The organism is Dictyobacter alpinus, from assembly GCF_003967575.1.
Lineage (GTDB): Bacteria > Chloroflexota > Ktedonobacteria > Ktedonobacterales > Ktedonobacteraceae > Dictyobacter > Dictyobacter alpinus.
The window spans coordinates 474647-501525 of the sequence record NZ_BIFT01000001.1 but is presented as its reverse complement, the minus strand read 5'-3'; the positions used below and the strand labels follow the sequence as shown (position 1 = coordinate 501525).

The following is a 26879-nucleotide window of genomic DNA, read 5'->3' as shown; positions in this document are numbered from 1 at the left end:
GTAGTAAACCATCAATAATAAATGGTTCGTGTTCGATGGTATGGAAGCAATGCCTCCGAACGTTGTCCAAGTAACCATAGCCGCATATCAATGTCAGCAGCGGTTACCAGTTGCCCCTGACGTTGCAGCGCCTGCCGTAAAAATTCACATGCCCAGATTGTGCAGGCACGAATCGCAACCTCTTCCTCACTACCTGGTAAAATAAGTTCTTGATTGTCAATTTTTCTGGCAAGTTGTGCCTGGTATTCCAGTACATTATAATCGCGCAACACCTGAGGGAGTTTATAATCAGCAAAAATGGTTAATTGGTCCTGTTCAGCAAGATTCCCCCAGCCCTGTCCATGGAATGAACCGCTGATATCGGCTACGGTAATTTGAGCTCGTTTGAGAAAACGTACCTGGTGCCCATGATAAGAGGCGACATCCCGAAAAGACGGGAAATCACGTTCAAGCAAAAGAACAAGTTTAATGGCACTGTGTTCTGCTTGCTCAATCGCATTGGTGAACTGTCCATCATAGCGCTCAAGCAAGACCCGTCCAACCTCGCGGGCATTCTGGACACGTTGTTCAAAGAGAGGGATAGTTGCCGTGCCGCGAAAAATATGAGCCAGTGTTTCTTCAGATAGGGTTGCTAAATATTCGGCATCCCAGAGAGGAAGTCCCTCTTCTACGCCGCGTTTAAGCGCTGCGGCTTCCGCCCAATAGCCATTGAGTGTTTGATCCCGATAGGTAATTGTCCAGCGCGGTTGATCTTTTTCGGCCCAGAAGCAAAAGTTTAGCGCATCGAGTAACAGCAACCAATTCACGGTTCGCGCAGTTCCATCTGAAAAATGATAGCGTTCATCCCATAACAGAGTTGCTAGTTGTGCCCCTTGCGCATCCTCTTGCTGCCAGCGCTTGCTGAGTTGCTCTATTTGATCGTGATTGATCCATACATACTCTGTTTGCTCAACCACAGTGCGCGTACTACTTAGAATTCCCAGGGGATCTGTAGCCGGCAACGCATAGCCACCTTCCTTATTATTCCACCCGCCAGGAGTAAGCTCGGTCATGGACCCACCTCTTTGCTTTTTCGCTTCGATTCTACAAACAAACCCAGGTTTCGTCAATCATTTACCCATCAGGCAATGAATGGTATAGGTAATATCGGTTGCTTTACACGCCACGACTTAACTGTTCTATTATAATGCTCACCACCTTTTCATAGAACGGTTAGAATTCACGCTTTGTTGCAAAGTAGTACTAGCCAGATTGGTTGAATAAAAGGGTAAACTTGACAATAACATGTATAGTCTCTATCATCTTTTATGAGCGGAAGGAAATAGCAGGAAGATAGTAGAGCCTTAAAAATCAAGAAGATTATGAAATCAGAACTGATTGGTGAAAAGGATACTTTGTAGATCCCTACTGAATATAATAGTTATTCTTCACTGCTATCATTAACCTTCTCTATCTCGATAATCATCCCCTGAGGAATAGCGAGATATATATTATGCTATTTTTTGAGAGGAATTGGCATGCTATATGCGTATCGAATGCTAATAAAATCTCAGCGCCTATTAGTTGTATTGCTGTCAATTTTCTTCTTCCTATTTTTACTCCTTCTCAATGGAAATTATATTTTTACGACGACAATGCATAATGAGGCGGGGGTCGAAGCAGCATGGGTAGACTTTGGTTTTTCTTGTCTACTCGCAACTTCGTTTCTGGCGGTTGGGATGTTTGTGTGGGTATATGCGCGCAATCGTCAGGTTGCTTTTCGCCTGCTCTGTTTATGTATGGCGTTGATTGTTGCTTTTACTGTAAGGAGTAGTGTTTCAGCCAATAAGTGGTTGGGGTTTGTCAGCGATACGGGAAGTATTCTGGCCGTGATTTTTTTATCGGCCTTTTTGATGGTTTTCCCGAAAAGTATCACGGCTAATCAGAATTCCTCCTCGGTGACCAGGTACCTGGCCTGGATCTCAAAGATATACCTCGCGCTTATTAGCGGTAGCGGTATTTTTATCATTGCCGCTTTTTTCAACAGTTATCTTTTGCAGGCAAAGGTAGCTGATTGGCTCTCATTTAGTGATTTAAGCTATTTTTTGGTGACCTTAACTGGTATCCTTGGCTTAATTATCTATTCTTATCAGCGCTCCACCGTGCACTGGGAGCGTCAGCAGATGTCATTATTTGTGGCCGGAGTAATCCTCTCAGCGGCTCCTCTCTTATTTTTTACCGTTATTCCGCGAATATTGCATTTGCCATTCTTTAATGGACGTATTACTACCATAACACTCTTCCTTTTTCCCTTAGCCCTGGGTTATTCAATCTTGCGCTACCAGATCCTGGTCTTTGATACCTATGTGCGCAAGACGGTTGCAGCGCTCTTTGGGATGATTTTTCTGGCGATTGTCGTGTATGTCGTTGTGGCGCTAGGGAATATTTTCCTGATCGGCTATATGCCACAACACCGCAATCTCTATGAATTGGTGATTGTTGGTTCTGCGACCTTTCTCTCACCTCTGGTCTGGAGATTAGCTAAAGTCTTAACGGAAAACGTGTTTTTTCGTGAGGTCGTGCAGTATCGTCGCTTCCTCCAGGAACCCATGGTGATTTCGGATGAGACCTTAGAAGTGTCTGATGCTGCCAGTTTAATTACCTCTGCCGCTATTTATACATTTGATACAGCCCAGGTATGTGTATTTGTTTTTGATGAAAGTAGTGGTCAATATCGTCTTTATCCCGGGTTGACTGATGGAGCTGGCGATGCATCCAGACGTGTATTGTTGACGTCGTTGTTGCATACCTTTCAATTGCCCTTTACCGCTCGCGAGTCTCCTATTGATTATCTCGATACTTTCTTGCCAGCCATTCAGAGATTGCAGCTTGCCAGGCGACCGCTCTTGCTTAGTGAGGCGATTCGCTCCGCGGAAAATAAGCAGACAGGCTTAAAACGTTTTTTGACAGTAGAATCTCCATTGGGTGAAGAAGATTGGTTGTTGGTTCCCATTCGGGCACAGGGAAAGATGATTGGAATTATGGTATTAGGTGAGCGCGGCCACCAGCCCTATGCCGGCCCTGATCTAGAGATCGCGCAGTCGTTGACCGCACGTTTTTCGATGATGTTAGAAATGGCCCGCCTGTATGCCCGTGCAACGCAGCATACCAATCTCTTAAACAATCTTTATTCAATTAGCACGATGCCGAACTCAGCGTTCAATACACTTAAAGATGCCGCTAACACCTATGCTGTTATCGCGGCCGATGCAACTGCATCGGCCGCGGAAATGTGGCTGTATGATGAACAAGCGTCAGCGCTACAACTGGCGGTTGCCACCGGTCATGGACCGCGTCTGACTGCCTATAGTCGTCTGACAGGCATTCAGGAAAGTGATTGGACGACGCGTTTTGTGCAGGGACAACCATCACTCCCTGTTAAGGAAGAGACTGATGGTGCTCTGCCTGGCTGTTTGCCTGAGCAACCTCTCCATCCGTTTGCCTGGCTACCACTACGTAAGAAGGGACGCTCTATCGGTGTGCTGGTAGTGACCTATGGACGCCCACACTACTTCTTTAAAGAAGAGATGCGCGCCTTAGAGATGTTTGCTAGCCAATGTCTGGCTGTGTTAGAGAATGTTCAGATGACGATTGCATTGCGGGCTGCCTACGAGCGTCAAAAAGAGCTTGACCAATTAAAGGATCAATTTATTATGACGGCGTCGCATGAGCTACGTACTCCCCTGACAACCGTTTTGGGATATATTGAGCTCTTAGATCAATATCATGAGCGGCTTGAGGTTGAATCACGTTCAGAATTTATTGATAAAGCGCGTCGTGGCTGCGATGAATTGTCGCTGCTCGTGAGCAATATTATGGATGCCAGCCGTGTAAACATGGATGCAGCAGCGGTGCGCCTGCGACCTATACCGCTCGCGCGTGCGGTCTCGCACGTATTAGAAATTCTTGAAGCGACACTGACAGGTGAACAAAGAACGGTACAGACGCAGATAGCTGAGGATCTCTATGTTAAAGCTGATGATGTTCCATTACGTCAGGTCTTACTTAACATCATGAGCAATGCTTTAAAATATTCACCATCGGGATCTTCGATCATCCTTTCAGCTATTCAAAAGCAGGAAGTCATCATTATCACAGTACAGGACCACGGCTTTGGGGTACCGCTAGAAGATCAACAGCGCCTCTTCGAGCGTTTCGTACGATTAGAGCGCGATATGAATAGTCCTGTACGCGGAGCAGGCCTGGGCTTATTTATCTGCCGCCGCCTGTTAGAAGCAATGGGCGGGCGTATCTGGCTAGAAAGTAGCGGACAACCCGGGGAAGGGAGTACCTTCTCATTTGCTTTACCAGTGGTGTCGAAAAACCCTCTTATTGAAACGGAGACAGTTCAACTTCCTGTATAATCCACCTGATTGATCCTTTTGGGGAGAGTACCCAATTCTCTTGTACACAACGTCATTTTTTATGAACGCATATAGTTGGTATATGCATAGAAAATTTCATGTGTAGGAGAAAATGCGTATGACTATGGTGCGCCGGACATCTACCAGTGTTACCTCTCGTCAACTTGAAGTCTTATCATTTCTGTCTCGCCGTGAACACTGGCTTGTTGGTGAGGTCGCATCTGAGCTGGGAGTAAGTTCCGCAGCAGCGACAAAGGCAATTGCTCGTTTAGAACGTAAAGGTTTGGTAACCCGCTCAGTAGATATGATGGATCGACGCTGTGTAAATGTTCGCATCACGCGTGCAGGTTCTGACGCGGTACGTCACATTGCCCGATCTGTATAATCATATCGTTTCAGGGTGTTATCTTGCCTGGAGGGGTGGCAGCACGGAAGAACTGGTGGCTTCCCAATGAAGGGAAGCTAGGACGCTTCCGTTCTGACATATCCTCGATCCTTGGCATATTGCCAGAGTGATTTTTGTAATTGTCGACGGGCACGTGAGATACGACTCATGACGGTTCCGATTGGAATTTGTAATGCTTCAGCTATCTCTTTGTAGGACAGACCCTCAATATCAGCAAGAATAATTGCCATTCTAAAATTTGGGGGGAGATCATTTAATGCGTTATGAACATCTTCGTCCAGATATTGGCTTAAAACTTCTTCTTCAGCCCCTAAATTTCGTTCCTGACCACTAAGGTCCCGAATCTGGTTGTAGAGATAAAATTCTTCTCCTTCAGGCAGAGCTATGGGATTAGGATGTGCCGCCTGTTTTCTGTAACGATTGATGGCCGATGTATTGAGAATGCGAAAAAGCCATGCGCGTAAGTTCGTACCAGGCTGATAGGTATGAGAGAAGCGAATGGCTTTAAGCATGGTTTCTTGCACCAGATCTTCAGCTTCCTGTGGATTATTGGTCATGCGTAACGCGGTTCGATAGAGACTATCTAATTGTGCCAGGAGCCCTGCCTCAAAATCCTCAGAAGGAGGCTGTGTTCCTGTTGGTTGTATATCCTCTTTATTATCTTCGTCCTTATTATCTTCGTCGGCTAAATCTGTAAAATTGGTCGACAGCTCATCGAATTTTGACTTATCCTGCATTAAATACTCCTCTGACAAGGGGCTCACGGCGAGATCCTCTACTTTCTTTCCGAAAGTATTATCAGTATATCTTATAGATCGTGGGAATGAAAGGGCTACTTAATTATGTTAGAATTAACAGATAGAGTGGCGAGCTAGTGTAGGAGAAGTTTTACTATGGAATGTTTAGATTGTGTTGAGGCGACAGCACGTCTGCATCTTTATATCGATCGCGAATTAACGAATGAGGAAGTAGCGATCGTTAAGCAGCATTTAGACGGTTGCCAGAATTGTGAATGCCGTTTTCATTTTGATTTACAGCTAAAACGACTGATCCATGAACGTTGTACTATTGAGCGTGCTCCTACCCATTTGCGGGAGGCGGTGATGCGTCTGGCTCGTGGTGATCGTGGGACGATTGATACTGCGCTTGCTCATGAAATCAAGCGTGAGATCAGGGCGGACCTTGAAAGTTACTAGATAGTCTATTCCAGGGCTTTGGCCTTGTGAGGAGCTAACAGGCCTGTTTGTTACTTTGTTTTTTGCTTATCTATCTGGGCATGTCTGGCTCCTGAACGTACTACAAAGGAATACTTAACGTCTGTAACAGTAAGACTTTAAGTTGAGCAAGCACAAGCAATTCTCCACTGGCGGCCAGGAGCGCGATGCCACAGAAGGGCAGCAGCTCCACATAACGCGTAAAGGATTGATCGCGATGGCGGAGTAAGATCATGAAAATGATATTCACGCTTCCAACAGCACTCAACAGACCAAGTGAGCTAAGAATTGCCAGTGGATAGAGTACAAGCTGACTGTTAGACGCAGCAGCCAGAAAGCACAAGAGCAATACTGGTAAGAACCACATCAGCGCTTTCCAGGATGGTAAACTGCTCTGTCCATTGCTATACTTCCAGATCAAATCATTGATCACCGGCAAAACAAAGATACCCATGGCGAAACCTGTTATAAGTCCAGTGGCTAGCCGTAGCAAGTTGTGGGGTTGATAAAGATGGGGCAAGCCCAGATCAACCAGAAACGAGTTGCTACCGTCAATGGCCAGGAGCATGATTCCTCCAACGAGAGTGATAATAAGAGCTTTTGCAGGTAACGCCCGGGTTTTGCCACGCCCACTGGCATAAAGGATTATCAATGTAACGATAAAGCCTAGATAGATGCCGGTGTTGCGTGAGCAGAGCGGCAATCTCTCTCCTCCTGGATAGAAGGAGTGAGTAGCTAATTGCGCACAGATACCACTATCTAACCAGCGTAGGCGATCGAGAAATGTTGCCCCTGGCCACCATAACAGAGCTGTCAGCAAGAAAAGATAGAGAAACGCGAGTGCTGTGCTTAACCACGGCGATGGTAAACCTCTGACAGGTAATCTTTGTTTATACTGACGTTGCATCCGCCCCCTCTGGGTCATCCTACTGCTAACAGACTACAAATTGATGCCTGATGTAAAGATCGAATTAATATAGGTAAGCACGTTAAAGAAAATCATCACACCAACAATGATCATCAGGATACCTGTGCCTATCTCGATGCGGCCCAGATGGGGTTTAACCCACTTGAGCGCCTTTGTCATTTGATTAAGCCCCAACCCCAAGAGTAAAAATGGAACTCCCAGACCCAGTGAATAAACCAGTAAGAGTCCAACTCCTTGTTGCAGGGTGGTGGCATTGGCAGCCAGGATCAAGATTCCTGCAAGAATAGGTGTAATACAGGGAGTCCAGGCAATGCCAAAGATAATTCCTACCAATAGCGAGGCTGGATAGGTTGGATGATCGGGTATAAAGGTGAAACGCTTCTGTTGATTGAGAAATGGAACATGCAGTAGTCCAGCTAGATGTAAGCCAAAGAGGACCATAATAATGCCACCTCCCTGGCGTAGAATGGTCAGATGATCTCTCAGGAAATTCCCTAGCGTACTGGCAGTGGCTCCCAGAGCGATAAAGGCAAGCGTAAAGCCTGACACGAATGTAGCTGCGTGAAAAAATGTGGTCAACCTGATTGAAAGAGTCTGCTGAGTTTTTCCGGCCTGGTACACACCAGGACCTACCAGTTGGGCCAGATAAATTGGGACCAGTGGCAGCACGCATGGAGAGAAAAATGAAGCCAGGCCTGCTACAAAGGCAATACCCAGGCTAATTTGTGTTGGATTCATGCAAGCTCCTTGCCGTTTTCTGTCTTTTGCATCATAGTATAGGTCTTTAATCCAAACTGTGCAACATCTTCTGTGTGCTGCCGGACTCGCTTTTTTGCCACTTCTTGAGGATGATCCGTGCTTCACGTCCCAGGTTGCTCCCTGTTTTGGGTTCTTCTTCTGCTAACCGTGCCAGTTCGAGCATGGCATAGACCACAATACCATCTTTAATGGTTGCCACTTCCGAAAGTGCGTTCAAAGCTGTATGGGCAACATGTTCATCTGGATCGAGCAAGGCCTGTAGTAAACTGGTAATCGCCCAGCGCGCAGCGGTCTGGCCGCACACATACGCCATGCAGGCCCGTACACCGCTATCATTGTCACTGAGCAAGAGATTATGACAATACGATTGGATTTCTGGCGCTGTATTGAGAAAATCACCTGACATAGCCAGTAATTCAAGCGAGCGCTGTCTTAGTGCTGGACTTGTCGCATGAAAGAGTCCGAGTATATTGTCATCTCCCGTAATCTCCTCTCGAATTTCCTGCCAGGCTTGTTCACGGCCATTGTGTTGAGCCTGCCAGAGCAATTGTGCCAGTGAGTCCAGTGCCGTGATTTGAAGTTCCTCGTTTGGTATGGTCAGGATTTTTAAGAGCCAGCGTATAATATGTCCTCGTAGCGGTGCCCGGAGCGCTCCATGAAAGAAACGCAGGCATTCTACCGCCTCCATCTGTCCTGGATGGTCTTTATTCATCACGATCGTGCCCATCACAGCCGCAATATATTCTCCTCCACATGCCGCCAGAGTATAGAAAGTCTGACGTCGCAAGTTCGGATAAGCGGATTTGAGCAAGGGTAAAAGATGTCTGCTGAGTGTATGTTGCCGCATCTGGTGGCGCAAAACTTTGTTATGTTGGGCGATCTCTTCAAGTACCGTAAGGATGGTGATCTGTACAGGCTCATTGGATATTTCAAGTAATGGATAAAGGACAGTTAAGGTTTGTGCTGTTGCTACTTTACTTAGAGCATGTGCCGCATGCTGAGCGATCTCAGTATTATCGTCACTCAAAAGGGGAATTAGTTGCAAACTCAGATATTCTTGTTGTTCTCCACTAAGTTTGACTGGTAACTCTGTAGCGAGAATAAACGTAGCCGCTTTACGTACTTCTTCCGGTGTATCCGTATGGAGAAAATGCGTTAGCATCTCTATGCCTGCTCGATCGCCATTATTTAACAGGGCATAAGAAGCGGTGAGGCGCACCGGGAACGTTTCATGTGCTTTTTGATGGTAATAGAGCCGGTTACGCGTTGATGGATGGAGGCTGGCTGTTCTTGCTCGTGTGGCCAGGGCCATAGCTGCAGCATAACGGACCGAGGTCCAGGCGGTATTGAGACCCTGACAGAGTAACTCTTCATTATCGATCTCTGGTACTAAACTGGCCGCCTCCATGATATTGGTCCATAGAACCGGTCCGGGTGTGCCATCTAGAATCGGGTGGTGCAAGAGATCTGCCAGGGAGATCTGTACTTTCTGGCTTAGATGCAGCAAAAGGCGGCTCGTATGCTCATATTGTGGAGGCCACCAGGGCCAGGCCGGTTTGGTAATCTCAGGATAGTTACTAAAAGTGCTGAGAACAAGTGGCAGGATCGTGGGACCTTGTTTTACGAGTCTGCGTGTGGCGCGGAGGCGAGTTCGATATTCTGTTTGTGGTCCCAAAAGAAGGGCAAGGGCCGCCTGGATGCTTTCTTGCTGCATAAACCCCTAAATACGCTTTCTTTTTGCTTCGCTTATTGGTATTTGCTATCCCCACTCTGAAAAAGAATGTAAGCCTGGCAGGACCACAATTTGTGCCCTGCTTTAGTTTAACTGGCGTTCCAAACACACTCTATGTTGTTATATACGATCACTTGCTCCTTCGTGTTCCTGGTCTGTTAACTGAGATCAATGTTCAGAATTTTTAAACAATTTATGCAATTGATCCCAAAGATTAAGTCCCTGCTGGGATTTTTCTTTCGGTAGTGGTTGCTTATGTGGCTGGCTCTGCCCTTCTTGATCGTTAGCAGGTTGTGAATGAGTTGGTGTCCCTGGCACCTTATTGGTATTTTGCAGGGATGTATCTATTGTTTGTTCTGCTTGAAGCCTGTTAAAGCCCTGGGTTGATTGTGGACGTATCGTCTTAGGTGGCAATCTGCGCATCCCCTGAGAAGGTTGACTGGGAAACGCTTGTGCATTACTCGAGAGTGGAGCAAAGCCCTGGGTTGATTGCGGAGGCATAGGGGATTGACCTCCTGGGATGGGCGCAAAGCCCTGAGTTGTTTGCGGGCGTCCTGTATTGGGCGGCAACCTGCGTATGCCCTGAGAGGGTTGGCCAGGAAACGATTGAGCGTTAGATGGAAGCGGAGCAAAGCCCTGAGTTGATTGTTGGGGTCTCTGGGCGTTCTGTGCAGGTGTATGATAGCGTGGCATAGCCGTCTGAGGCCTTTTAGGTGGTTGCGCTATCATCTGACCATGTGGGTTGGCTGGCGATGGGGCCGCACGTGGATGAGTTACAGGTGGTTTTAACTCTAATGCACGTAGTTCCTGTGCCATTAAACTGGCATCTTTATAGCGATGATTCCGTTCGCGTGAAAGCGCGACCATGATAATTTTCTCAAGCTCGGGAGTAATAGATGGATTATGTGCGCGAGGGGACTGTAAACGGCCTTGGATGATAGCTTGTGTCACTTCAGGCATTGTTCGCCCTCCAAAAGGACGATGTCCGCTGACCATTTCATAGAGCACTACGCCAAGGGCATAGATATCACTTCTATTGTCAATCGTGTAGCCCCAGATCTGTTCGGGTGAGGCATAATAGATACTACCCACCAGTGTGCGAGCTACCGTAATCACTTGCAGACCGGGGGCGCGTGCCAGGCCAAAATCCATGACTTTGATCTTACCCCAGCGATTAAGCATCAGGTTCTCTGGTTTGATATCGCGATGAATCACATTGCGTTCGCGATAGGCTGCATCCAGTGCATCAGCAATCTGTGCCGCATATTCTACCGCAAAAAAAGGATCAATGACGCCATCAAGATTGAGGAGATTGGCCAGGGTTGGTCCATGTACGAACTCCATGGCAAAGTAGAGCAATTTTTGCTGCTGCCCCGCATCATAGATTTGTACAATATTGGGATGGTTAAGCCCAGCGATGATCTGTGCCTCGCGCGTAAAGCGAGCGATATAAGAGGCATCCCGTGCCAGCCCTTGCGGCAGCACTTTAATCGCTACCTCACGACCTAAGGCCAGTTGCTTTGCTCGATAGACAACCCCCATCGCCCCTCGCCCCACTTCTTCTTCCAGGTAATATCCACCAAGGTTTTGCCCTGCCAGTTCATTCATAATCGGTTGCGGCAAACAAATGAATCTATGCGATAAACATCAATCAAGGAGCGACCAGTCACTCAGCCTTGATTGCGTGTCGCGTCATAGTTCGCAGGAATGCCACTCTCCTTTCTGGTATGAAGAAATTATTCGTCTGTCGCGATGGAAGATGGTATTACAATCATAGCAAACAAATCTCTTAGCTAGTATATGCGATGTGGCTTTGTCTACAGATGTAGACGTACCATCTTTACTTCTATAGTAGCTATAGCCAAAAGTACTTTATTTCTGTCCCTCTAGCCTTTTCTGCTTGCTTTCTTCTTCTTCTCTAGGGCTTATGCTTCTATGCATAATTATACCGCATGAGGTTGACACGACTTTTCTCCCAACACATGTTATTTTATAGCTAACCGTCCACTACGTCCATAGTTTCAGGCCGGTTATTTTCTGAAAAACGAGAAAAAAAGCGCAAAAAAAAGAGTACAAGGTATAAATTATCCTTGTACTCTCAATACATTCCTGTGTTTAATCGAGATAATCTTTTAGGATACGGCTAGCCTGTGGATGCCGCAACTTACGAATAGCTCGTTCTTCAATCTGACGTACACGTTCACGTGTAACTTTTAATTTTTTACCAACTTCTTCCAGCGTATGATCATGGTCATCAATCAGGCCGAAGCGTAACTCAATAACCTGTCGTTCGCGTACAGTAAGCTGGCCGAGAACCTTACGAATCTCCTCGCGTAACAGTTGCTGATCGGTGATTTCGGTTGGCCCACGCTCGTGAATATCCTCAATGATATCACCAAGGGTATTCTCCTCCTCTTCAGAAAGAGGGGCATCAAGTGAGAAGACTTTTTCAGCCCAGATAAGTAGCTCACTGACGCGTTCAGGCGTCATACCGAGCCGTTCACCGATACCTTCAGGCGTTGGCTCTCGTCCCATTTCCTGGTAGAGCTGGCGAGTGGTACGTTTAACACGCATCACTTCTTCCATAATATACACAGGTAAGCGCACCACACGCGTCCCTTCAAGGATTGCACGTGTAATGGCCTGTTTAATCCACCAGGTCGCATAGGTGGAGAAACGAAAACCTTTGCGATAGTCAAATTTTGTAACTGCCCGGATGAGACCGATATTGCCCTCACCGATAAGGTCTTCTAGAGAGAGACCTTGTCCAACATATTTTTTGGCAATGCTGACCACTAAGCGCAAATTAGCCTCAATAAGGTGATTCCGTGCATCTTTGTCGCCATTCTCGGCCCTCTCGGCGAGGCGTGATTCGCTCACGGCAGAGAGCAGAGGGATGCGTGAAATCTCACGAAGATAGAGGCGTAAGCTATCACTTTGTGCCAGGTTACTGATATCAGTTTCCGCTGCATTGTCGCGTTCAGGTTCAGCTGCCTTATCACGGTCGCGTTCTGCGTTAAACATCACATTTCGTTCCAAGTGCTTGCTCTCTTCTCCTGCAACATGTACGTAGATCAGTTCAATCTTGGCTTATTGTATCATACGTATGTGGTATTGCAAGCAACATCTTCCTCTCTTCTGTAGATTGCACCCCACGTTTGTTGTATTTCTTATCGTGTCGACTTTCTGTCCTTGTGGGACAGGTGTGCACACCGTGGTCCCGTGAGGTTAATGATATGTCCTTTGTTCAAAGTATACCTTTAAGAACAGTAAGATGGTTTTTCTTATTCCTTATTTTTCCTGACGGAGGGAAATAATTATTTATTCTAAGCTATCAATCCTGTCCGGGGTAGACCGTTTTTCCACCCTTACCAGGAAAAATATGCATAAAACAGGTGCAATATTTCATGACAGAAGATGGTGTGCTATGATAACGACTGGTGATATTGACACAAATGTTCAAAATAGGGCGAATGCTGTAACCGCCCTGATCATTGCAACGTAAATATGTTGCGCATCTTCTGGTGTAATGATGAGACCAGAAAATGTTGTGCGGAAAGTTGAGGAGCTTGCTCAACCATGAGCTTACCAGTAGCATTAACACCGGGAACCCTTATCGGTGGCCACTATATCATTGGCAATCTTATAAATCAGGGTGGTTTCGGTGCGGTGTATCGTGGGGTTGATACCAGTGAAAATAATCGTCCTTGTGCGATCAAGGAGACCTATGATGTGACACCAGCAGCGCGTCGACAGGCCTTGATGGAGGCGAGTGTGCTCTTTACGGTTAAGAGCCCCCACCTGCCCGCGGTTTATGATGCGCTTGAGGTGAATGGTCGCTTTTACTTGATTATGCAGCTGATCGAGGGACAGAATCTGTTACAACTGTTGCGTTCACGTGTGCCCGGCGGACGTGTTGGTGAACAAGCTCCCGGTCAGCTAACAATCGGACCATGTAGTGAGCAAGAAGTATTAACCTGGTTATTGCCATTAATGGACGCCTTACAGGAATTACATAGTCGTCGTCCTCCAGTCATGCATCGTGACATTAAACCGGGCAATATCGTGCTGACCCCCAATAATACAGCGGTGCTGTTGGATTTTGGGTTGACCAAATTATATGATCCCCTCTCCAGCACTCAGACATTAGGTCGTGCCGTGACCGAAGGCTTTAGCCCCCTTGAACAATATGTTGGCAAGACTTCTCCTCAGTCAGACATTTATTCCCTGGGTGCGACATTCTATATTCTGTTGACCAATAGATTGCCCCCTCCAGCGACCAGCCGTAGCACGCGCGATGAACTGATTGCACCACGCCTGATGAATCCTTCCATCTCGCCCAAATTAGAATGGACTTTGCTGAAGGCACTCTCCTTGCATGCGGATCAGCGTTTTCAAAGCATGGGTGAATTTGCTCAGGCGTTGCGTGAACCTGGTTTTGATGCCTATAATGACCAGACCGTCGCCGTGCAACGTGGTCCAATGGGACCTGTCTCTACGCCATTCTTTCCTCCTCAGGGTCAAGGTCCGGTTAATAACACATATCCACCGGCGCCAACTATTCCCCCATCTTATTCTATGCCTGGCCCTGTGAGCGCCCCTTATACCCCTGTACAGCCCCCGAACTATAATCAGGGACCATATTCACCTATGTCTCCGCAACAATCTTATGGATATGGACCGGGTGGCGGACAACAACAGGTAGGCTATCCGGGTATGACACCTCTTCCTCAAGGATATATGGGTGGTCAGGCTGGGCCGGGATATCCCTATCAAGTACCAGCTGCTCCCCAGCAGCCAGATCCAGCTGATAAAAAGAAGCAGGCGCGTGCCGAAGCGGCCCGTTATCGCCCTTTGCCCACTGCATCTGGACAGGGATGTTTATGGGGCCTCATTCAAGGTATCGTGGCTGTGGCTCTGGTATTGGCCTTAAAGCAACAGATTGATTTCTACCTGGCAACCATCGTGGGATATCTCTTCTATGTTTTCTCAGGCTTTATGACCACGCGTCGGGGTGGAGCCACGGTTCGTGGTGGTTGGGCTGGCTATTGGACAGGCATCTTTGGGACGATAGTATTCTGGGTTGGCACTTTTACAGGTTTACTGATAGCCGCTGCCCAGCGCTATCAAGTCCTGACAACCAATAATCCTCAAAATGATCCACGGGAATTATTCTCGCAGGCCTGGAGTTTTGTGCAACCACAATGGCCTGACATACCTTTGCTGGTAGCAAAGCAAGCACCATTTATCAATTTCCTGATTCTGATGTTGCTGGGATTGCTTATAGCCTGGATCCTTGGTTGGCTTGGTGGTTTGTGGGGACGATCCCATCTTGTTTCTCGACAATCTAACAGTAATTGAGGTAGATACTCCTGATTGTTAAGGAGCAGGCTTGTCGCTAGAAACGAAGAATGCGAAATGTTATACTGGTAAACGTTTCCCCGCTTCGTCGGGACAACGTTTACTGCTAATTTACAATGGAATTTCTGGTTTCATTGAACCCATCCATTGTCCAGGGAAGGTAGGCTATAGAGAATTGGCAACTCAAGAATCTCTCAATCAAACTGCAACCACACCCGGGGATGTTGCTCTTACATTGTCAGTTGAAGATATTGCGCGGGCTTTGAGCGTTGAGTTAAGTCTTGGTCGGGGACAGATTGTACGAACAATCGAGCTGATCGATGAAGGGAACACAACACCTTTTATCGCGCGTTATCGAAAAGAGGTGACGGGCAGTCTGGATGAGGTACAGATTCAGACTATTGCTGATCGCGCTGCGTCTTTACGCGCTTTATTTGAACGCAAACAAGATGTACATCGTTTGATTGCGGGTCAGGGTAAGTTAACGCCTGAACTGGCAACCTCCATTGAGGCGGCAAAGACGTTGCAAGAAGTTGAAGATCTGTATCTGCCATATCGCCCCAAGAGGAAAACGCGTGCAAGTGTCGCGCGTGAAAAAGGCCTGACGCCGCTAGCAGAGCTTATCTTGCAGCAACCAGAAGTAGCCGGCAATGGAGACGCAATGCTTGAAGCGCGTGCGCAACCCTTTCTCAATGCCGAAAAAGGTGTAGAGACAAGTTTAGAAGCTTACGCAGGTGCCAGCGATATTGTGGCTGAGATTATCGCTGAAGATGCAGCTGTACGTGGCAGTGTACGTACAGCGTTTTTCAAGCAATCCAATGTTGGCGCTAAAGTTGCCGATCCTGACAAAGTGGCTGAGAAAGATCCCAATGGCGTCTATCGTCTCTATTATGATTTTAATGAGAGCGCCTCCAGGCTAGTGCCGCATCGCGTACTGGCACTTAATCGTGGTGAGCGTGAGGATGTGTTGCGGGTCAATATCGCTTTTCCTTATGAGCAGGCGAAAAACGACATCACCGCACATTATCCGGTCAAATCTACTTCTCCCTTTGCCCCTTTGCTGGCTGATGCTATGGAGGATGGATATAAGCGTCTGCTCGCTCCTGCGATGGAACGAGAGGTACGGGTTGAACTGACGCGTAAGGCTGAGGAGCACGCTATCAATGTCTTCGCCACCAATCTACGTAATCTTTTATTACAGCCTCCCTTACGTGGTAAAAAAGTGCTGGGCATTGATCCCGGCTTTCGCACCGGCTGTAAGCTGACCGTGGTTGATGAGACCGGCAAGTATATTACCTCTGATACCATGTACCTCTATCAAGCAGATAAGGCAAGTAAACTGCTGCGACAGATGTTGACCGATTATCGTATTAGCGTGATTGCTATTGGGAATGGTACGGCATCGCGTGAGACGGAGCAACTGGTCGCCGAACTGCTGCGCGAAATGGCCGAGCAACAAAAAGACGCAGATTTTATCGGATATATGATTGTGAATGAGGCAGGCGCATCAGTTTATTCGGCCTCAGAGGCGGCCCGTGAAGAGTTCCCCACTCTGGATGCTACCCAACGTGGCACCATTTCCATTGCACGTCGTTTGCAGGATCCTCTAGCCGAGTTAGTGAAGATTGATCCCAAAGCTGTTGGCGTTGGTTTGTATCAGCATGATGTGGATCAAAAAGAATTGGCGGCGACTTTGGAGCGCGTGGTGGCGTCGTGCGTGAACTTTGCTGGTGTGGAGGTTAATTCAGCCTCGGCAGCCCTGCTCAAGCATGTCTCCGGCATCAATACCCGTGTTGCCAATGCGATCGTCAAATATCGTGAAGCTAACGGACCATTTAAGACGCGCAAGGAATTAATGAAAGTTCCTGGATTGGGCCAGGCGACGTTTGTGCAGGCAGCGGGCTTCTTAAAAATCTCCAATGGCAAGGAACCGCTGGATAATACCTTTATTCATCCAGAAAGCTATGATGCCGCCCGCTCATTGCTTACGATGCTTCCAGAAGAAGAGAAAACGGCGAAGACCGCTGAACGGATTGCACAGTTTCGCCAGCGCATCAAGCTACAGAATAGCCTGGGACGCCTGAATCGCCAGCGTAACAATGCGGTGTCCGGTGATGAAAATGCCACCTGGAACGATATTGCCGCTAAGGTAGGGGTAGGATTGCCAACGTTACAGGACATTCTGGAAAACCTGGAGAAGCCAGGTCTGGATCCACGTGATGAGTTGCCACCACCCATTCTGCGCCATGATGTTCTTAAGATGGAAGACTTACAGCCAGGTATGGTGCTCCAGGGTACTGTGCGCAATGTGGTTGATTTTGGGGCCTTTGTGGATATTGGCGTGAAGCATGATGGACTTGTGCATGTTTCTGAGATGGCGGACCGCTTTGTTCGTGATCCACTAAGTGTAGTGGCTGTCGGCCAGGTTGTGCAGGTTCGCGTGTTGGAAATCGATCTTAAGCGTAACCGTGTACAATTGAGTATGCGTGGTATCACCGCATCGTAGTTCAAGGATGGTAAAGGAATTACTGCATGGTAAATCAAACGTATAGTTTTGAACGCTATCTTAATGTACGGACTGCTTTCGGGCCGCACTTTTCTCCTGATGGCAGGACACTGAGTTTCTTGACGAATATTACAGGAGTTGCCGAAGTCTGGCGTGTACCCCTGGAAGGCCAAACTCTTACACCTTTCTGGCCCGATCAGCTGACGTTTCGTGGCGAACGCGTGATGGGGGCAACCTACTCCCCTCACACGGATGAGTTGTTGGTCTCGGGCGATATTGGTGGTAATGAACAGGCTCAACTCTTTTTGTTGCAGGCCGATGGTTCAAGCTTTAACCAACTCACGACAAACTTAGAGGCGATGCATCTTTTTGGTGGCTGGTCTCCTGATGGCCAATCCATTACCTATAGTAGCAATGAGCGTGATGCCCGCTATTTTGATGTGTATGAATTGGAGATGGCCAGTGGTAAGTCCCGTAAGTTGTTACAGCAGGATGGGACGAACTATGTTAATGGCTATTCTCCCGATGGTTCACAGTTGCTGGTCTCGCGCTGGGATTCCAATACGCGCAATCAGTTATTCCTGGTGGAGCTGGCTTCGGGCAGTGTGCGTGCATTAACACCTGATATCGTGGCTGACGAGCGTGGCGTGATCTATCAATCTGTTGCCTGGTCCTCGGATCGGCGGGGTCTCTATTTGCTAAGTAATCGCGATCGGCAATTTCACGCACTGGCATATCTGGATCTGACCTCTTTGGATTTCCAGTATCTACGTGAGGATAGCTGGGATGTTGAACTGTTAGCCGTGACCAAAGATGGTAAGACACTGGCCATGGCGCTCAATGAGGATGGCTATTCAACACTGGAGATCTTTGATGTTTCTCATGGTTGGGAGTCGCGCCAGATGCTGGTAGCGCCCACACTTCCCCGTGGTGTGATTTATGAAATGGTCTGGTCTGAAGATGGCACTCAGCTAGCCTTGTCCTATGCCACCGCTGATGATGCGCTGGATATCTGGATCTGGAATCTTCAGACGGGCACCATCAAGCGGGCCACTCAGAGCTCTCGTGGTGGCATTCCGCGCTCCGCCTTTGTTACTCCGACGTTGGTGAGGTATCCTTCCTTTGATGGCCGCGAAATACCCGCCTTCCTCTATCAGCCGCGTGATCAGCAGCAGAAGGTTCCAGTAGTGATTAATGTTCATGGTGGACCCGAGGGCCAATCCCGGCCACTGTTTGATCCTGTGACCCAATATTTTGTGGCCCAGGGCTATGCGGTACTGGCACCAAATGTGCGTGGCAGCACTGGCTATGGCTATGAGTATCAAAGTCTGGATGATGTGCGGTTGCGTATGGACTCGGTGGCTGATTTGCAACATGCAGCCCTCTGGTTGCGTGAAAGTGGCATTGCAGATAGTGAACGTATTGCGGTCATGGGTGGCAGTTATGGTGGTTTTATGGTGTTATCCGCGATCACCACATACCCCGATCTCTGGGCCGCCGCCGTCGATATTGTTGGTATCGCCAATTTTGTAACATTCTTGGAGAATACCGGCCCCTGGCGGCGTAAGTTGCGTGAATCCGAGTATGGCAGCCTGGAGCAGGACCGCGAATTCCTGGAAAAGATCTCTCCGATCCGTTCGGTTGATCGTATCACGGCACCACTGTTTGTGATCCATGGTGCCAATGATCCTCGTGTTCCGGTTGGAGAGGCCGAACAGGTCGTAGCCGCGTTACGTAAACGTCAGGTACCAGTAGAATACCTGCGCTTTGAGGATGAAGGGCATGGTCTGATTAAACGGAGCAATCGTCTACAGGCCTATCCAGCAATTGCACGCTTCCTGCAACACTATCTGGCTTCTCCCTCAAAAGAATCTCCAACCATAGAGTAAACACTATGGGTTACGTTTTCTAAACATGACCTTTTAAAGAGGAACATGGTGAGGCGGTCGCGACCGCCTCACCATGTTCCTCTTTAAAAGGTCATGTCACAGACGCGAAATACTTTTCTTCCAGACTTCATAATTTCATTTTTTACCCACATATTAAAAAGCTCTTGAATTATCCCGCAAAAGAGACGATATCTTCTGTAATAGGACCGCGCTTTGGAGCATGTTGAAACACTTTGCTTTGTTATGATATGAGAAGAAAGTACTGGAAATATCACAAGTAACTCTGAAAGGCGGTAAACTACAGCTAGCTTAACTAAGGCTACCACTGGTTTTCCTGCTGGGGTTGATTTGCAGCTCTTTTCAATGGCGTTATGGAAAAGATATCGCATCGCAAAAAGATTTGAGTATAAAAAGGACCTGTTTTTAGGTGAGGTGAAGGTATGGATGACAAGGCTAGCCGTCGTATGAAGCCCCGCAATAGGCGGCCTCAACGGCGGCCAATAAGTTATTATGGGCATAAATGCTGGGAATTTGTATATCGTCATCGTAATCCTGTTATCACATCTGCCCTACTGATAATATTGTGCGCGTTAGTACTGGGTATTGCAGCTCGTCTTCCCGCTCCTGATGCAAGTATGCCCGCCGATGGATCACGTGTTATCGATTATTCGACGTTTGTCCATCAGGTGAAGAGTGGCAATGTCGCCGCAGTAACTATCCAGAGTGCTGATGTGCATGTGTTGTTAAAGCGCCCTCTCCAATCCTCAAAAAATACATCGAATAACAATAATTTAAGCAAACAGAATGCTCCCATTGATGTACAAAGCTGGATCAATGCTATTGCAAATAACGACACGATTTCAGCGACAACAACCCAGAACATGGCAACTGTTGATGAGCATACTGCCTATGTACATATTCCCGCTAATGGCAAAACCTTATTGATGTCGCAATTGGAAGCCGCCAATGTCAATATTACTGTGCTTCCAGTTACTCAAACCTCTCCATTACTGTCGGGATTGGTACATTTCTTTCCATTGCTTGTGCTGTTAGTAATCCTGCTCGTCTTCTTTTTTATGCGGAAAAGGCAGGATCATGGCGGCTTGATGGATGATCGTATTACACAGATTGGTAAGAGTCGCGCACGGCGTTTTGATCGTTTACCTGAAGGGGTAAAATCAGTTCAGAAGAGCTCCCCATCCACGTCAACGCATATGCCCACTCGTTCTGGGGCGACCACTTCAATAGCAAAACCAGTGGCTGCCCGTGTGGAAACTATTCCTTCTGTAACCTTTGCTGATGTGGCTGGCATTGATGAAGTGAAGTCCGAACTGGTTGAAATGGTCCATTTTTTGCGTGAACCTGAGAAATATGCGCGCCTGGGTGCGCATATTCCGCGTGGTGCTCTACTGGTAGGAGTTCCTGGCACCGGTAAGACATTGCTGGCAAAAGCAGTTGCCGGCGAGGCGCAGGTTCCCTTTTTTAGTATAAGCGCATCTGAATTCGTGGAAATGTTTGTGGGAGTAGGCGCCAGCCGCGTACGTGATCTTTTTCTGCAGGCCCGCCAGGTTGCTCCTTGTGTGATTTTCATTGATGAGATCGATGCCGTGGGCCGGAAACGCTCGATGCGAGGTGGCAGTAGCGATGAGCGTGATCAAACATTGAATCAGTTACTAGTGGAATTGGATGGTTTCAATCCGCGTCAGGCAGTGATTGTGCTGGCAGCTACCAACCGCGTGGATACTCTGGATAAAGCTTTATTGCGCCCCGGTCGTTTTGACCGACGTATTACTGTCTCGGCACCTGATCGAGCAGGGCGCGAGGCCATTTTGCGTGTCCATACACGTGAGACTCCGTTAGCAGAGGATGTGTCATTGGAGCGACTGGCTCGCCTCTCGACCGGCATGACCGGTGCGGATCTGGCCAATCTTGTTAATGAAGCCGCTCTAACAGCAGCCAGGAAGGATCTTATGGCGCTTACTCATCAATGTTTTGAAGATGCATTGGCCCGTATTCAACTGGGAGCCTTACGTCCTTTGATCATGACTGAAGCGGAGCGCCGCATTATTGCTGTACACGAAGGTGGCCATGCCCTGGTTGCCCACCATCTGCCAGAGGCTGATCGTGTGAATCGTGTTACTATTTTGCCGCGTGGTCAGAGCCTTGGTGTTACACAGTTTAGTGCTGAGATGGATCACTATAACTTCAGCCGTGAGATGTTAATGGCCCGTATCGCGGTTGGATTGGGTGGTCGGATGGCTGAAGAGCTTACCTTTGGAAGTCAGCGTATTACCACTGGTGCGGAGAATGATCTGCAAGTTGTGACCGATCTGGCCCGAAAAATGGTGACGCGTTGGGGCATGAGCGAGCGTATTGGACTGGTGTTTGCTGATTATCGTCCTGAAGAAACATACGCGCTCAATATGCGCAATCTAGATCCGGACGCTGTTCCCGCCCAGTCACGTTCGCTGGTGGCTGATGCTCAGGGGAACCTGCGTATGAATGGTTCGTCTCTTGTGCCAAACAGATATTATACGCAAACTATGACAGCCAAAAAATCTGGAGGGGCGATGATGAGTGCGTTGATAGATGCGGAAGTACAAAACATCCTGAAAGCCGGTCGTGACATGGCTCGTAGCATTCTATCTGAGCATGCGGAACAACTCTCTACTCTGGCTGATGCCTTGATAGAGCATGAACAACTAGATCGTGCACACTTTGAGCTGGTGGTAAGTAAAGCCTGAACATAGTAGCAGAGAAGACAGCGTACACGACCTGTAAGCAAATTGTTATAGGTCGTGTACGCTGTCATTTTTTATCATGTGTTAATGATTCTGCGAAGAGATGAGAGCATAATATAGCATTTATACTAATTGCGTATTAGAGAATATCGTGTGGGGATAGTAGTGTGCTGCTATGGTAACTTAGACAACAGAAAGCTTTGGGGCCGCTAGCGACCCCGCTTCGCATGGCTTATTTCGTGTCATTTTACTACTATAATAGGGATATAATTATTTATACGGATAAATCAGAAACGACATGTCATAACAATAGCGCTCATGTCGTCGGGCTTTGAGCGTATAGTCTGGTTACGATCTTCATGTGAGCGGCGGCGTGCTCTTTCAACCAGGATGCGACCTGCGGATTGGCGTGGACTGTTGCGCAGGATATCTTCAATTTCTTCATCGGTCAAGTTGTCATGGATTCCATCAGTACAGAGCAGGATACGATCTCCAGGACGTATATTGGCTTTATCCGTATGGATGGTCGGCGGTATCGGGCCACCTAAGGCTTGTGTGATGCCTCCACGTAGTCGGAAGTAGCTATATTCAACTTCTGAGAGTTGATCTGCGCGCATGGCTTGATCGATGCGGAAGGCATGATATTCATTGACAATCTGATTTTCAACCAGCTTGGTTAGTAATCCATCATCATGGGTCAGGCGTTTCAGATGATCCTCTCCACGTAGAAGGTAGACGCGGCTATCGCCTACATGTGCATAAGTCATCGTATACTCGTTTGAGTTGGGGGTGCGACAGAACGCTGCTAGAGCGACAGTCGTTGCAAGGTCATCGGTACCAGCTCTGTCTGCTCCATTTGTGCGGACCTCTTCATCCGCATCCAGAATAAGTTTCTCCAGAATCGGGCACAGGTCGCGCTTGTTGCAATCTTCAAGAAAGGTATAAATTTTACGTCGATTGCGATCTGTTGTCAGTATGCGTTTCCAGGATTCACGTGTCGAATTGGCTGCAGTTTGAGAGGCAATTTCAGCCGCTGCGCTACCACCAACTCCATCAAAAACTGCAAACAGTCCGCCGAGCTCATCTATAATCATACTATCTTCATTACGGGTTGGGTGACGTTCGTTGGCGATGCTGCGGCTAGAAGTAGCGAAAGGTGATCGCTTATGAAGATGATGGGTAGTTGTGCGGTTATAATGTCGTGTTTTGTGTGGCATCTTCGTCGATTGCTGCCTTTCGGGTGATTTTGCTATAAGTGTTGTACTTTTGTTTATCACTTGATAATTCATGTCTATACCATTTACAATAGAACAGACCTATTGGTCCTGGAATACTTTTAAAAGTTTGTAACTTCTCTTTTTATACTTGCTCTACTTTGTCACAACCCCAATGTTTCTGTTATAGACAATTTTGTTGGTTCGCAAGCCTGGTATATTAGACGAACCCATGTGTGTTGGTAGAATAAACTATTGAGTGCAAGTATATCAGATTGCAAGACGAAAAGAAAAGGGTTTTGCACTCTTAGATACTATTTTTCAATGGATCAGGTTGCAAATTCTAAGAAAATTCTCGAATAGCATTTTTGTGTGCTGTTGATAGATAGGAAACTCTTCTTTCCGCGCTTGCTCTATAGCCTGGTATGCTGGAAGTCCAAGAACTTCGATAATACTCTCTTTCATTGACGGATGGTAAAGCCAGGTATTAAGAATATCATTATCAATTTCTATATGGTACTGGAGACCGTAGAAATGACGTCCATAACGGAAGGCCTGATTCTCCGTATTGGCACTGGTTGCTAATAGCACAGCTTCTGTGGGCAAGTCAAAAGTATCTTCATGCCAATGAAACACCTTTTCATAGCCCTCGGTAAATCCTACAAACAAAGGATCTTGCTGTCCCTGGGGAGTGAGTTGAACATTGAAAAAACCGATCTCTGTGAGATTGTGTGGTCGAGTCAGTCCACCAAGTGCATCCGCTAGCATTTGTGCCCCCAGACAAATTCCCAGATAGGGAATATCCTGAGCGACAAGCTGTCGCAGCCAGACCTTTTCCTGGACCAGATAAGGAAACTCTTGTTCCGCGTAAGCATGCTGTGAACCACCCAGTGCGATAATTGCTGCATAAGTGGTTGGATCAGGAAGGGGAGTGTTTTCAATCTGCACCACATCATAGTCGATGCCATGGATCTCTAGCAGGTTTCCGAGATAGCCATGAGGATCATCCCAGGTATGTTGTAATAGCAAGACCTTCTGCACCTTCGCTGCTCCTTTCTATATACACAATAATCGATAATTATCTCAGCAACATAAATTGTAGATAAGACCGAGATAGCAGCAGGTAGTTAAGCCAGAAAAACCGTAGCCATGACATGATCTCTATGTTGAGAAAGCCAACCATAAATTGATAGTACTCTCTCTTATATTCAACGACACAGCTACGATTCTTTCTTCAATCCTACCCGTTTGTGCGAACTAGTGCATTACCTTTGGGCTATTCAGGTTGTTTTCCCTCGGCGATCATCCCGACGGTCCAGCTTTCGCCTGCATCGAGCGCTAATTGCCAGAGGAACGTAAAGCTACTCCCCTGATGGGTACGTTCAAAACCAGCTTCCGAACCGGTCACAGTATCAATTGAGAAGTGCCAGAGGGTAGCCGGCTCACTGATTGAGATACCCAGATCTTGTTGGAGCCAGCTATTGCCGATATGCATTTCGCGCATATTCAGGACTTCTCCGGTACTATCAAAGCTATGACTCGGTAATTGCTGATCTTTGACAGTGACATAGGCCTGTGGATTGCCACCACCACCGAGTAAATTCATGTTCCACTCTGTTGCAAAGCTGGTTTGCAGGCGTGACTGTCCCTTATTCTCAATGTGATAGCGCACGACCAGTTTCTCCTCGCCCTGTGGCACAAAGAGTGTCTTGGTCAGATGGACTGGTAGTGGATCAAGCGCCCCGGCGCGCTTCACTTGTCCCTCGCGGCTCATAACTACTGTGATGCCATGCTCATCCTGGCTGACGTTTGCTTCATAAGGCTGATTGGCGAAGTTGCCCAATTCTTCATAACGTATCTGTGTGAAACTGGCCAGTGGTAATCCAGCAGGCAGGAAATGGTCAACCAGGCTACTGCGGCGGTAGCGATCAATAACCAGATGCTGGTCTAAATCAGCTTCCTTGGTGCGAATAGTACTGTGTGGATTGCCAGGATCTCCAGCGGCCTGCTGTGTGGTCTTGTTAGCTGCATTGCGACGTCGTTCCTGTTCGTAGCTACGCAACGTTTGATGATAGCTCTCCTCCTGTCGGGTCATGACGCTGAGCAGGTTATGGGCGCTACGGCGCATATCCCATTCAAACAGGCTGCCACCATGTTGAGGATCCAGGTAAAGATTTTGTTTGTCACCTTCGATGATTAACTGTTGTAAGGTATTGCGTTCAAAATCAGTGAACTCATACTGCTGCCAGGAACCTGTGCCGTGGGTAACGGCATCAGCGGCATTTTCAGCTTTGATCAAGTGGTGATAGATGGCTGAGCGCACATGGGCCATGTAGATGCCTCCGAAGAGACCATGCCAATAAGTGTCGTTCGCCTGGGCTTTTAAGAGATGTGTCAGTCCCACTTCTTCGCTGGCACCAGCCGCCTGGACGTTTTTATGCACGCGCAACATCTTTTTATGCTGGTTGTTGATCTCTGCGTAGCGCACAAGGAAACTGCGCCAGAAGCCACCACGCATAAATTGTAAAATATCAGTGCGCTTCTCATCTTCCAGTTGATGCACTAACTGTGAAAACTGATAGGCGCGTTGAGCAGGCAACGCCCACTCGGTCATCTCGATATAAGAGGAGGTAGGAATATACACACGGCCCAGCGCTGGATTTTGCGCGGCATGCTCCCCCAGTGGTGTCGTATGCAACCAATCGGCGTTTTCTTCTAGAGCTGTAAAGAACTGGTCAACCCAGCCTGAGTGTCCATCTGGACCCCAGCAGTAAGGATGTGTATCGGGCCAGCTACCGAATTTCTCTCCATCGTCGCCCATGACAACAATGCGATTGCCATCAGCGGTGGCCAGTTTGCGCAATGTCTCAATTGTCTCTTGCGGTGGACGCCAGGGAATCGTATAACGGAGTGACTGGCTGGTGGCGTAGACTTTGAGGATCCCGGTCTGATCTTCGGTCGCATAATAACCATAGAGATCATTATCTTGCAGCCCCACATTTTTAAAATGGATATCATCTAGAATGGTCCATTCGATACCGGCTTCGGTTAAATAGCGTGGGAGGCTTGGCTCCCAGACGCGCTCCGCCAGCCACATTCCTGTTGGCTTGACGCCAAAATCAGCCTGTACCCGCTCGGAGAGGCGGCGAATCTGAGTAACTTTATCGCTATCAGGTATAGAAGGCAGGATTGGTTCATAGTAGCCACCGCCCACGATCTCAACCTGTTTTCTGGCAACCAGGCGTGAGACACGCTGTAAAAATTCTGGATGGGCCTCTTCTAGCCAATCCAGGAGCGATCCTGTATAGTGGAGTGAGAGCCGCACATTGGGATGTCGCTCTAATGCCTCAATCATTGGCAAATAGGATTCTTCATAGACCTGTTGAAATACCCATGGAAAATTACCAACTGGTTGGTGATTATGAAGTAATAGACCAATTTGAATACTCTGTTGTGGGTTTGACCCTACTGTCATTTCTCTTCGTCCTTTATGATATGTTTATGTAAGCAGGAGCGACAATTCCAGGCTTATGTGAGCGCAATGCCTGATGCTGGCGAGACAAAGTCTTTAGTCTAAATGATTTTTATCTCTCTTGCCAACTCCTTTGCTTTCTTATTAAGTAGCAGGATTTTTTCTGAGTGTCCCTACACTGCATAGTGTTATAGTATAGTTTTCTCTGTTTGATTTCAATATATCATGGTTGTCATTATGGACAAATAGTAATT

At 47.6% G+C, this 26879-nt stretch carries 17 protein-coding genes; 7 read left to right on the top strand and 10 right to left on the bottom strand.

All coding sequences use genetic code 11. The features are described 5' to 3' along the window. Positions 1–11 precede the first annotated feature (11 nt). The gene (locus EL633_RS01940; protein ID WP_126625584.1) at positions 12–1052 is read right to left on the bottom strand and encodes a queuosine 5'-phosphate N-glycosylase/hydrolase; all 1041 of its coding nucleotides are present in this window, start codon (positions 1050–1052) and stop codon (positions 12–14) included. Positions 1053–1718: 666 nt separating this feature from the next. Here EL633_RS01940 and EL633_RS01935 point away from each other — a divergent pair. Together EL633_RS01935 and EL633_RS01930 are read left to right on the top strand one after the other, a co-directional pair. Then, positions 1719–4403, top strand: coding sequence for a GAF domain-containing sensor histidine kinase (locus EL633_RS01935; RefSeq protein WP_161981868.1), 2685 nt, complete (start codon positions 1719–1721; stop codon positions 4401–4403). A gap of 118 nt (positions 4404–4521) precedes the next feature. After that, on the top strand, positions 4522–4788 hold the full coding sequence (locus EL633_RS01930; RefSeq protein WP_161981867.1) for a MarR family transcriptional regulator: 267 nt from the start codon (positions 4522–4524) through the stop codon (positions 4786–4788). 77 nt (positions 4789–4865) lie between these two features. On the opposite strand, the gene EL633_RS01925 is transcribed toward EL633_RS01930, so the two are convergent. After that, the gene (locus EL633_RS01925; protein ID WP_126625581.1) at positions 4866–5546 is read right to left on the bottom strand and encodes a sigma-70 family RNA polymerase sigma factor; all 681 of its coding nucleotides are present in this window, start codon (positions 5544–5546) and stop codon (positions 4866–4868) included. Between the two features lie 156 nt (positions 5547–5702). Between EL633_RS01925 and EL633_RS01920 the strand changes: the two genes are divergently transcribed. Next, positions 5703–6005 carry an anti-sigma factor family protein gene (locus tag EL633_RS01920; protein ID WP_126625580.1) on the top strand — a complete coding sequence of 101 codons (303 nt, stop codon included), beginning with the start codon at positions 5703–5705 and terminating at the stop codon, positions 6003–6005. A gap of 100 nt (positions 6006–6105) precedes the next feature. Here EL633_RS01920 and EL633_RS01915 read toward each other — a convergent pair whose 3' ends face one another. From EL633_RS01915 to EL633_RS01895, 5 genes are all read right to left on the bottom strand, one after another. Further along, complete coding sequence (locus EL633_RS01915) at positions 6106–6930, bottom strand: DUF2085 domain-containing protein (protein ID WP_161981866.1); 825 nt, start codon at positions 6928–6930, stop codon at positions 6106–6108. Between the two features lie 33 nt (positions 6931–6963). Further along, positions 6964–7689 (bottom strand): cytochrome c biogenesis CcdA family protein, encoded by a 726-nt coding sequence (locus tag EL633_RS01910; protein ID WP_126625578.1) that lies wholly within the window; start codon positions 7687–7689, stop codon positions 6964–6966. 46 nt (positions 7690–7735) lie between these two features. Continuing rightward, on the bottom strand, positions 7736–9424 hold the full coding sequence (locus EL633_RS01905; RefSeq protein ID WP_126625577.1) for a HEAT repeat domain-containing protein: 1689 nt from the start codon (positions 9422–9424) through the stop codon (positions 7736–7738). A 186-nt stretch (positions 9425–9610) separates the two neighbouring features. Beyond that, entirely contained in the window at positions 9611–11065 is a 1455-nt protein-coding gene (locus EL633_RS01900) for a serine/threonine protein kinase (protein ID WP_126625576.1), read from the bottom strand. A 492-nt stretch (positions 11066–11557) separates the two neighbouring features. Next, a complete protein-coding gene (locus EL633_RS01895) occupies positions 11558–12466 on the bottom strand; it encodes a sigma-70 family RNA polymerase sigma factor (protein ID WP_126625575.1) in 909 nt (302 codons plus the stop codon). Positions 12467–13021: 555 nt separating this feature from the next. On the opposite strand from EL633_RS01895, the gene EL633_RS01890 reads away from it, so the two are divergent. From EL633_RS01890 to ftsH, 4 genes are all read left to right on the top strand, one after another. Then, the gene (locus EL633_RS01890; RefSeq protein ID WP_126625574.1) at positions 13022–14803 is read left to right on the top strand and encodes a serine/threonine protein kinase; all 1782 of its coding nucleotides are present in this window, start codon (positions 13022–13024) and stop codon (positions 14801–14803) included. Positions 14804–14978: 175 nt separating this feature from the next. Next, positions 14979–17309, top strand: coding sequence for a Tex family protein (locus tag EL633_RS01885; protein WP_218027400.1), 2331 nt, complete (start codon positions 14979–14981; stop codon positions 17307–17309). Between the two features lie 26 nt (positions 17310–17335). Continuing rightward, entirely contained in the window at positions 17336–19198 is a 1863-nt protein-coding gene (locus EL633_RS01880; RefSeq protein ID WP_126625573.1) for a S9 family peptidase, read from the top strand. A 440-nt stretch (positions 19199–19638) separates the two neighbouring features. After that, positions 19639–21942, top strand: a complete 2304-nt coding sequence (ftsH, locus tag EL633_RS01875) for an ATP-dependent zinc metalloprotease FtsH (RefSeq protein ID WP_126625572.1) — start codon at positions 19639–19641, stop codon at positions 21940–21942. 284 nt (positions 21943–22226) lie between these two features. Here ftsH and EL633_RS01870 read toward each other — a convergent pair whose 3' ends face one another. The 3 genes from EL633_RS01870 to EL633_RS01860 form a co-directional block, all read right to left on the bottom strand. Beyond that, positions 22227–23156 carry a PP2C family protein-serine/threonine phosphatase gene (locus tag EL633_RS01870; protein ID WP_161981865.1) on the bottom strand — a complete coding sequence of 310 codons (930 nt, stop codon included), beginning with the start codon at positions 23154–23156 and terminating at the stop codon, positions 22227–22229. Positions 23157–23474: 318 nt separating this feature from the next. Next, positions 23475–24194: a type 1 glutamine amidotransferase gene (locus EL633_RS01865; RefSeq protein ID WP_126625570.1), complete on the bottom strand. Its 720-nt coding sequence runs from the start codon at positions 24192–24194 to the stop codon at positions 23475–23477. Between the two features lie 235 nt (positions 24195–24429). Continuing rightward, positions 24430–26628: an alpha-amylase/4-alpha-glucanotransferase domain-containing protein gene (locus EL633_RS01860; RefSeq protein WP_126625569.1), complete on the bottom strand. Its 2199-nt coding sequence runs from the start codon at positions 26626–26628 to the stop codon at positions 24430–24432. Positions 26629–26879: the final 251 nt, after the last annotated feature.

Bases quoted from the DNA above. Each gene is read 5' to 3' on its own strand.
- EL633_RS01920 (WP_126625580.1), top strand. From the start codon at position 5,703: ATGGAATGTTTAGATTGTGTTGAGGCGACAGCACGTCTGCATCTTTAT.
- EL633_RS01915 (WP_161981866.1), bottom strand. From the start codon at position 6,930: ATGCAACGTCAGTATAAACAAAGATTACCTGTCAGAGGTTTACCATCG.
- EL633_RS01910 (WP_126625578.1), bottom strand. From the start codon at position 7,689: ATGAATCCAACACAAATTAGCCTGGGTATTGCCTTTGTAGCAGGCCTG.
- EL633_RS01925 (WP_126625581.1), bottom strand. From the start codon at position 5,546: ATGCAGGATAAGTCAAAATTCGATGAGCTGTCGACCAATTTTACAGAT.
- EL633_RS01895 (WP_126625575.1), bottom strand. From the start codon at position 12,466: ATGTTTAACGCAGAACGCGACCGTGATAAGGCAGCTGAACCTGAACGC.
- EL633_RS01935 (WP_161981868.1), top strand. From the start codon at position 1,719: ATGTTTGTGTGGGTATATGCGCGCAATCGTCAGGTTGCTTTTCGCCTG.
- EL633_RS01860 (WP_126625569.1), bottom strand. From the start codon at position 26,628: ATGACAGTAGGGTCAAACCCACAACAGAGTATTCAAATTGGTCTATTA.
- EL633_RS01890 (WP_126625574.1), top strand. From the start codon at position 13,022: ATGAGCTTACCAGTAGCATTAACACCGGGAACCCTTATCGGTGGCCAC.
- EL633_RS01940 (WP_126625584.1), bottom strand. From the start codon at position 1,052: ATGACCGAGCTTACTCCTGGCGGGTGGAATAATAAGGAAGGTGGCTAT.
- EL633_RS01880 (WP_126625573.1), top strand. From the start codon at position 17,336: ATGGTAAATCAAACGTATAGTTTTGAACGCTATCTTAATGTACGGACT.
- EL633_RS01905 (WP_126625577.1), bottom strand. From the start codon at position 9,424: ATGCAGCAAGAAAGCATCCAGGCGGCCCTTGCCCTTCTTTTGGGACCA.
- ftsH (WP_126625572.1), top strand. From the start codon at position 19,639: ATGGATGACAAGGCTAGCCGTCGTATGAAGCCCCGCAATAGGCGGCCT.
- EL633_RS01870 (WP_161981865.1), bottom strand. From the start codon at position 23,156: ATGCCACACAAAACACGACATTATAACCGCACAACTACCCATCATCTT.
- EL633_RS01930 (WP_161981867.1), top strand. From the start codon at position 4,522: ATGACTATGGTGCGCCGGACATCTACCAGTGTTACCTCTCGTCAACTT.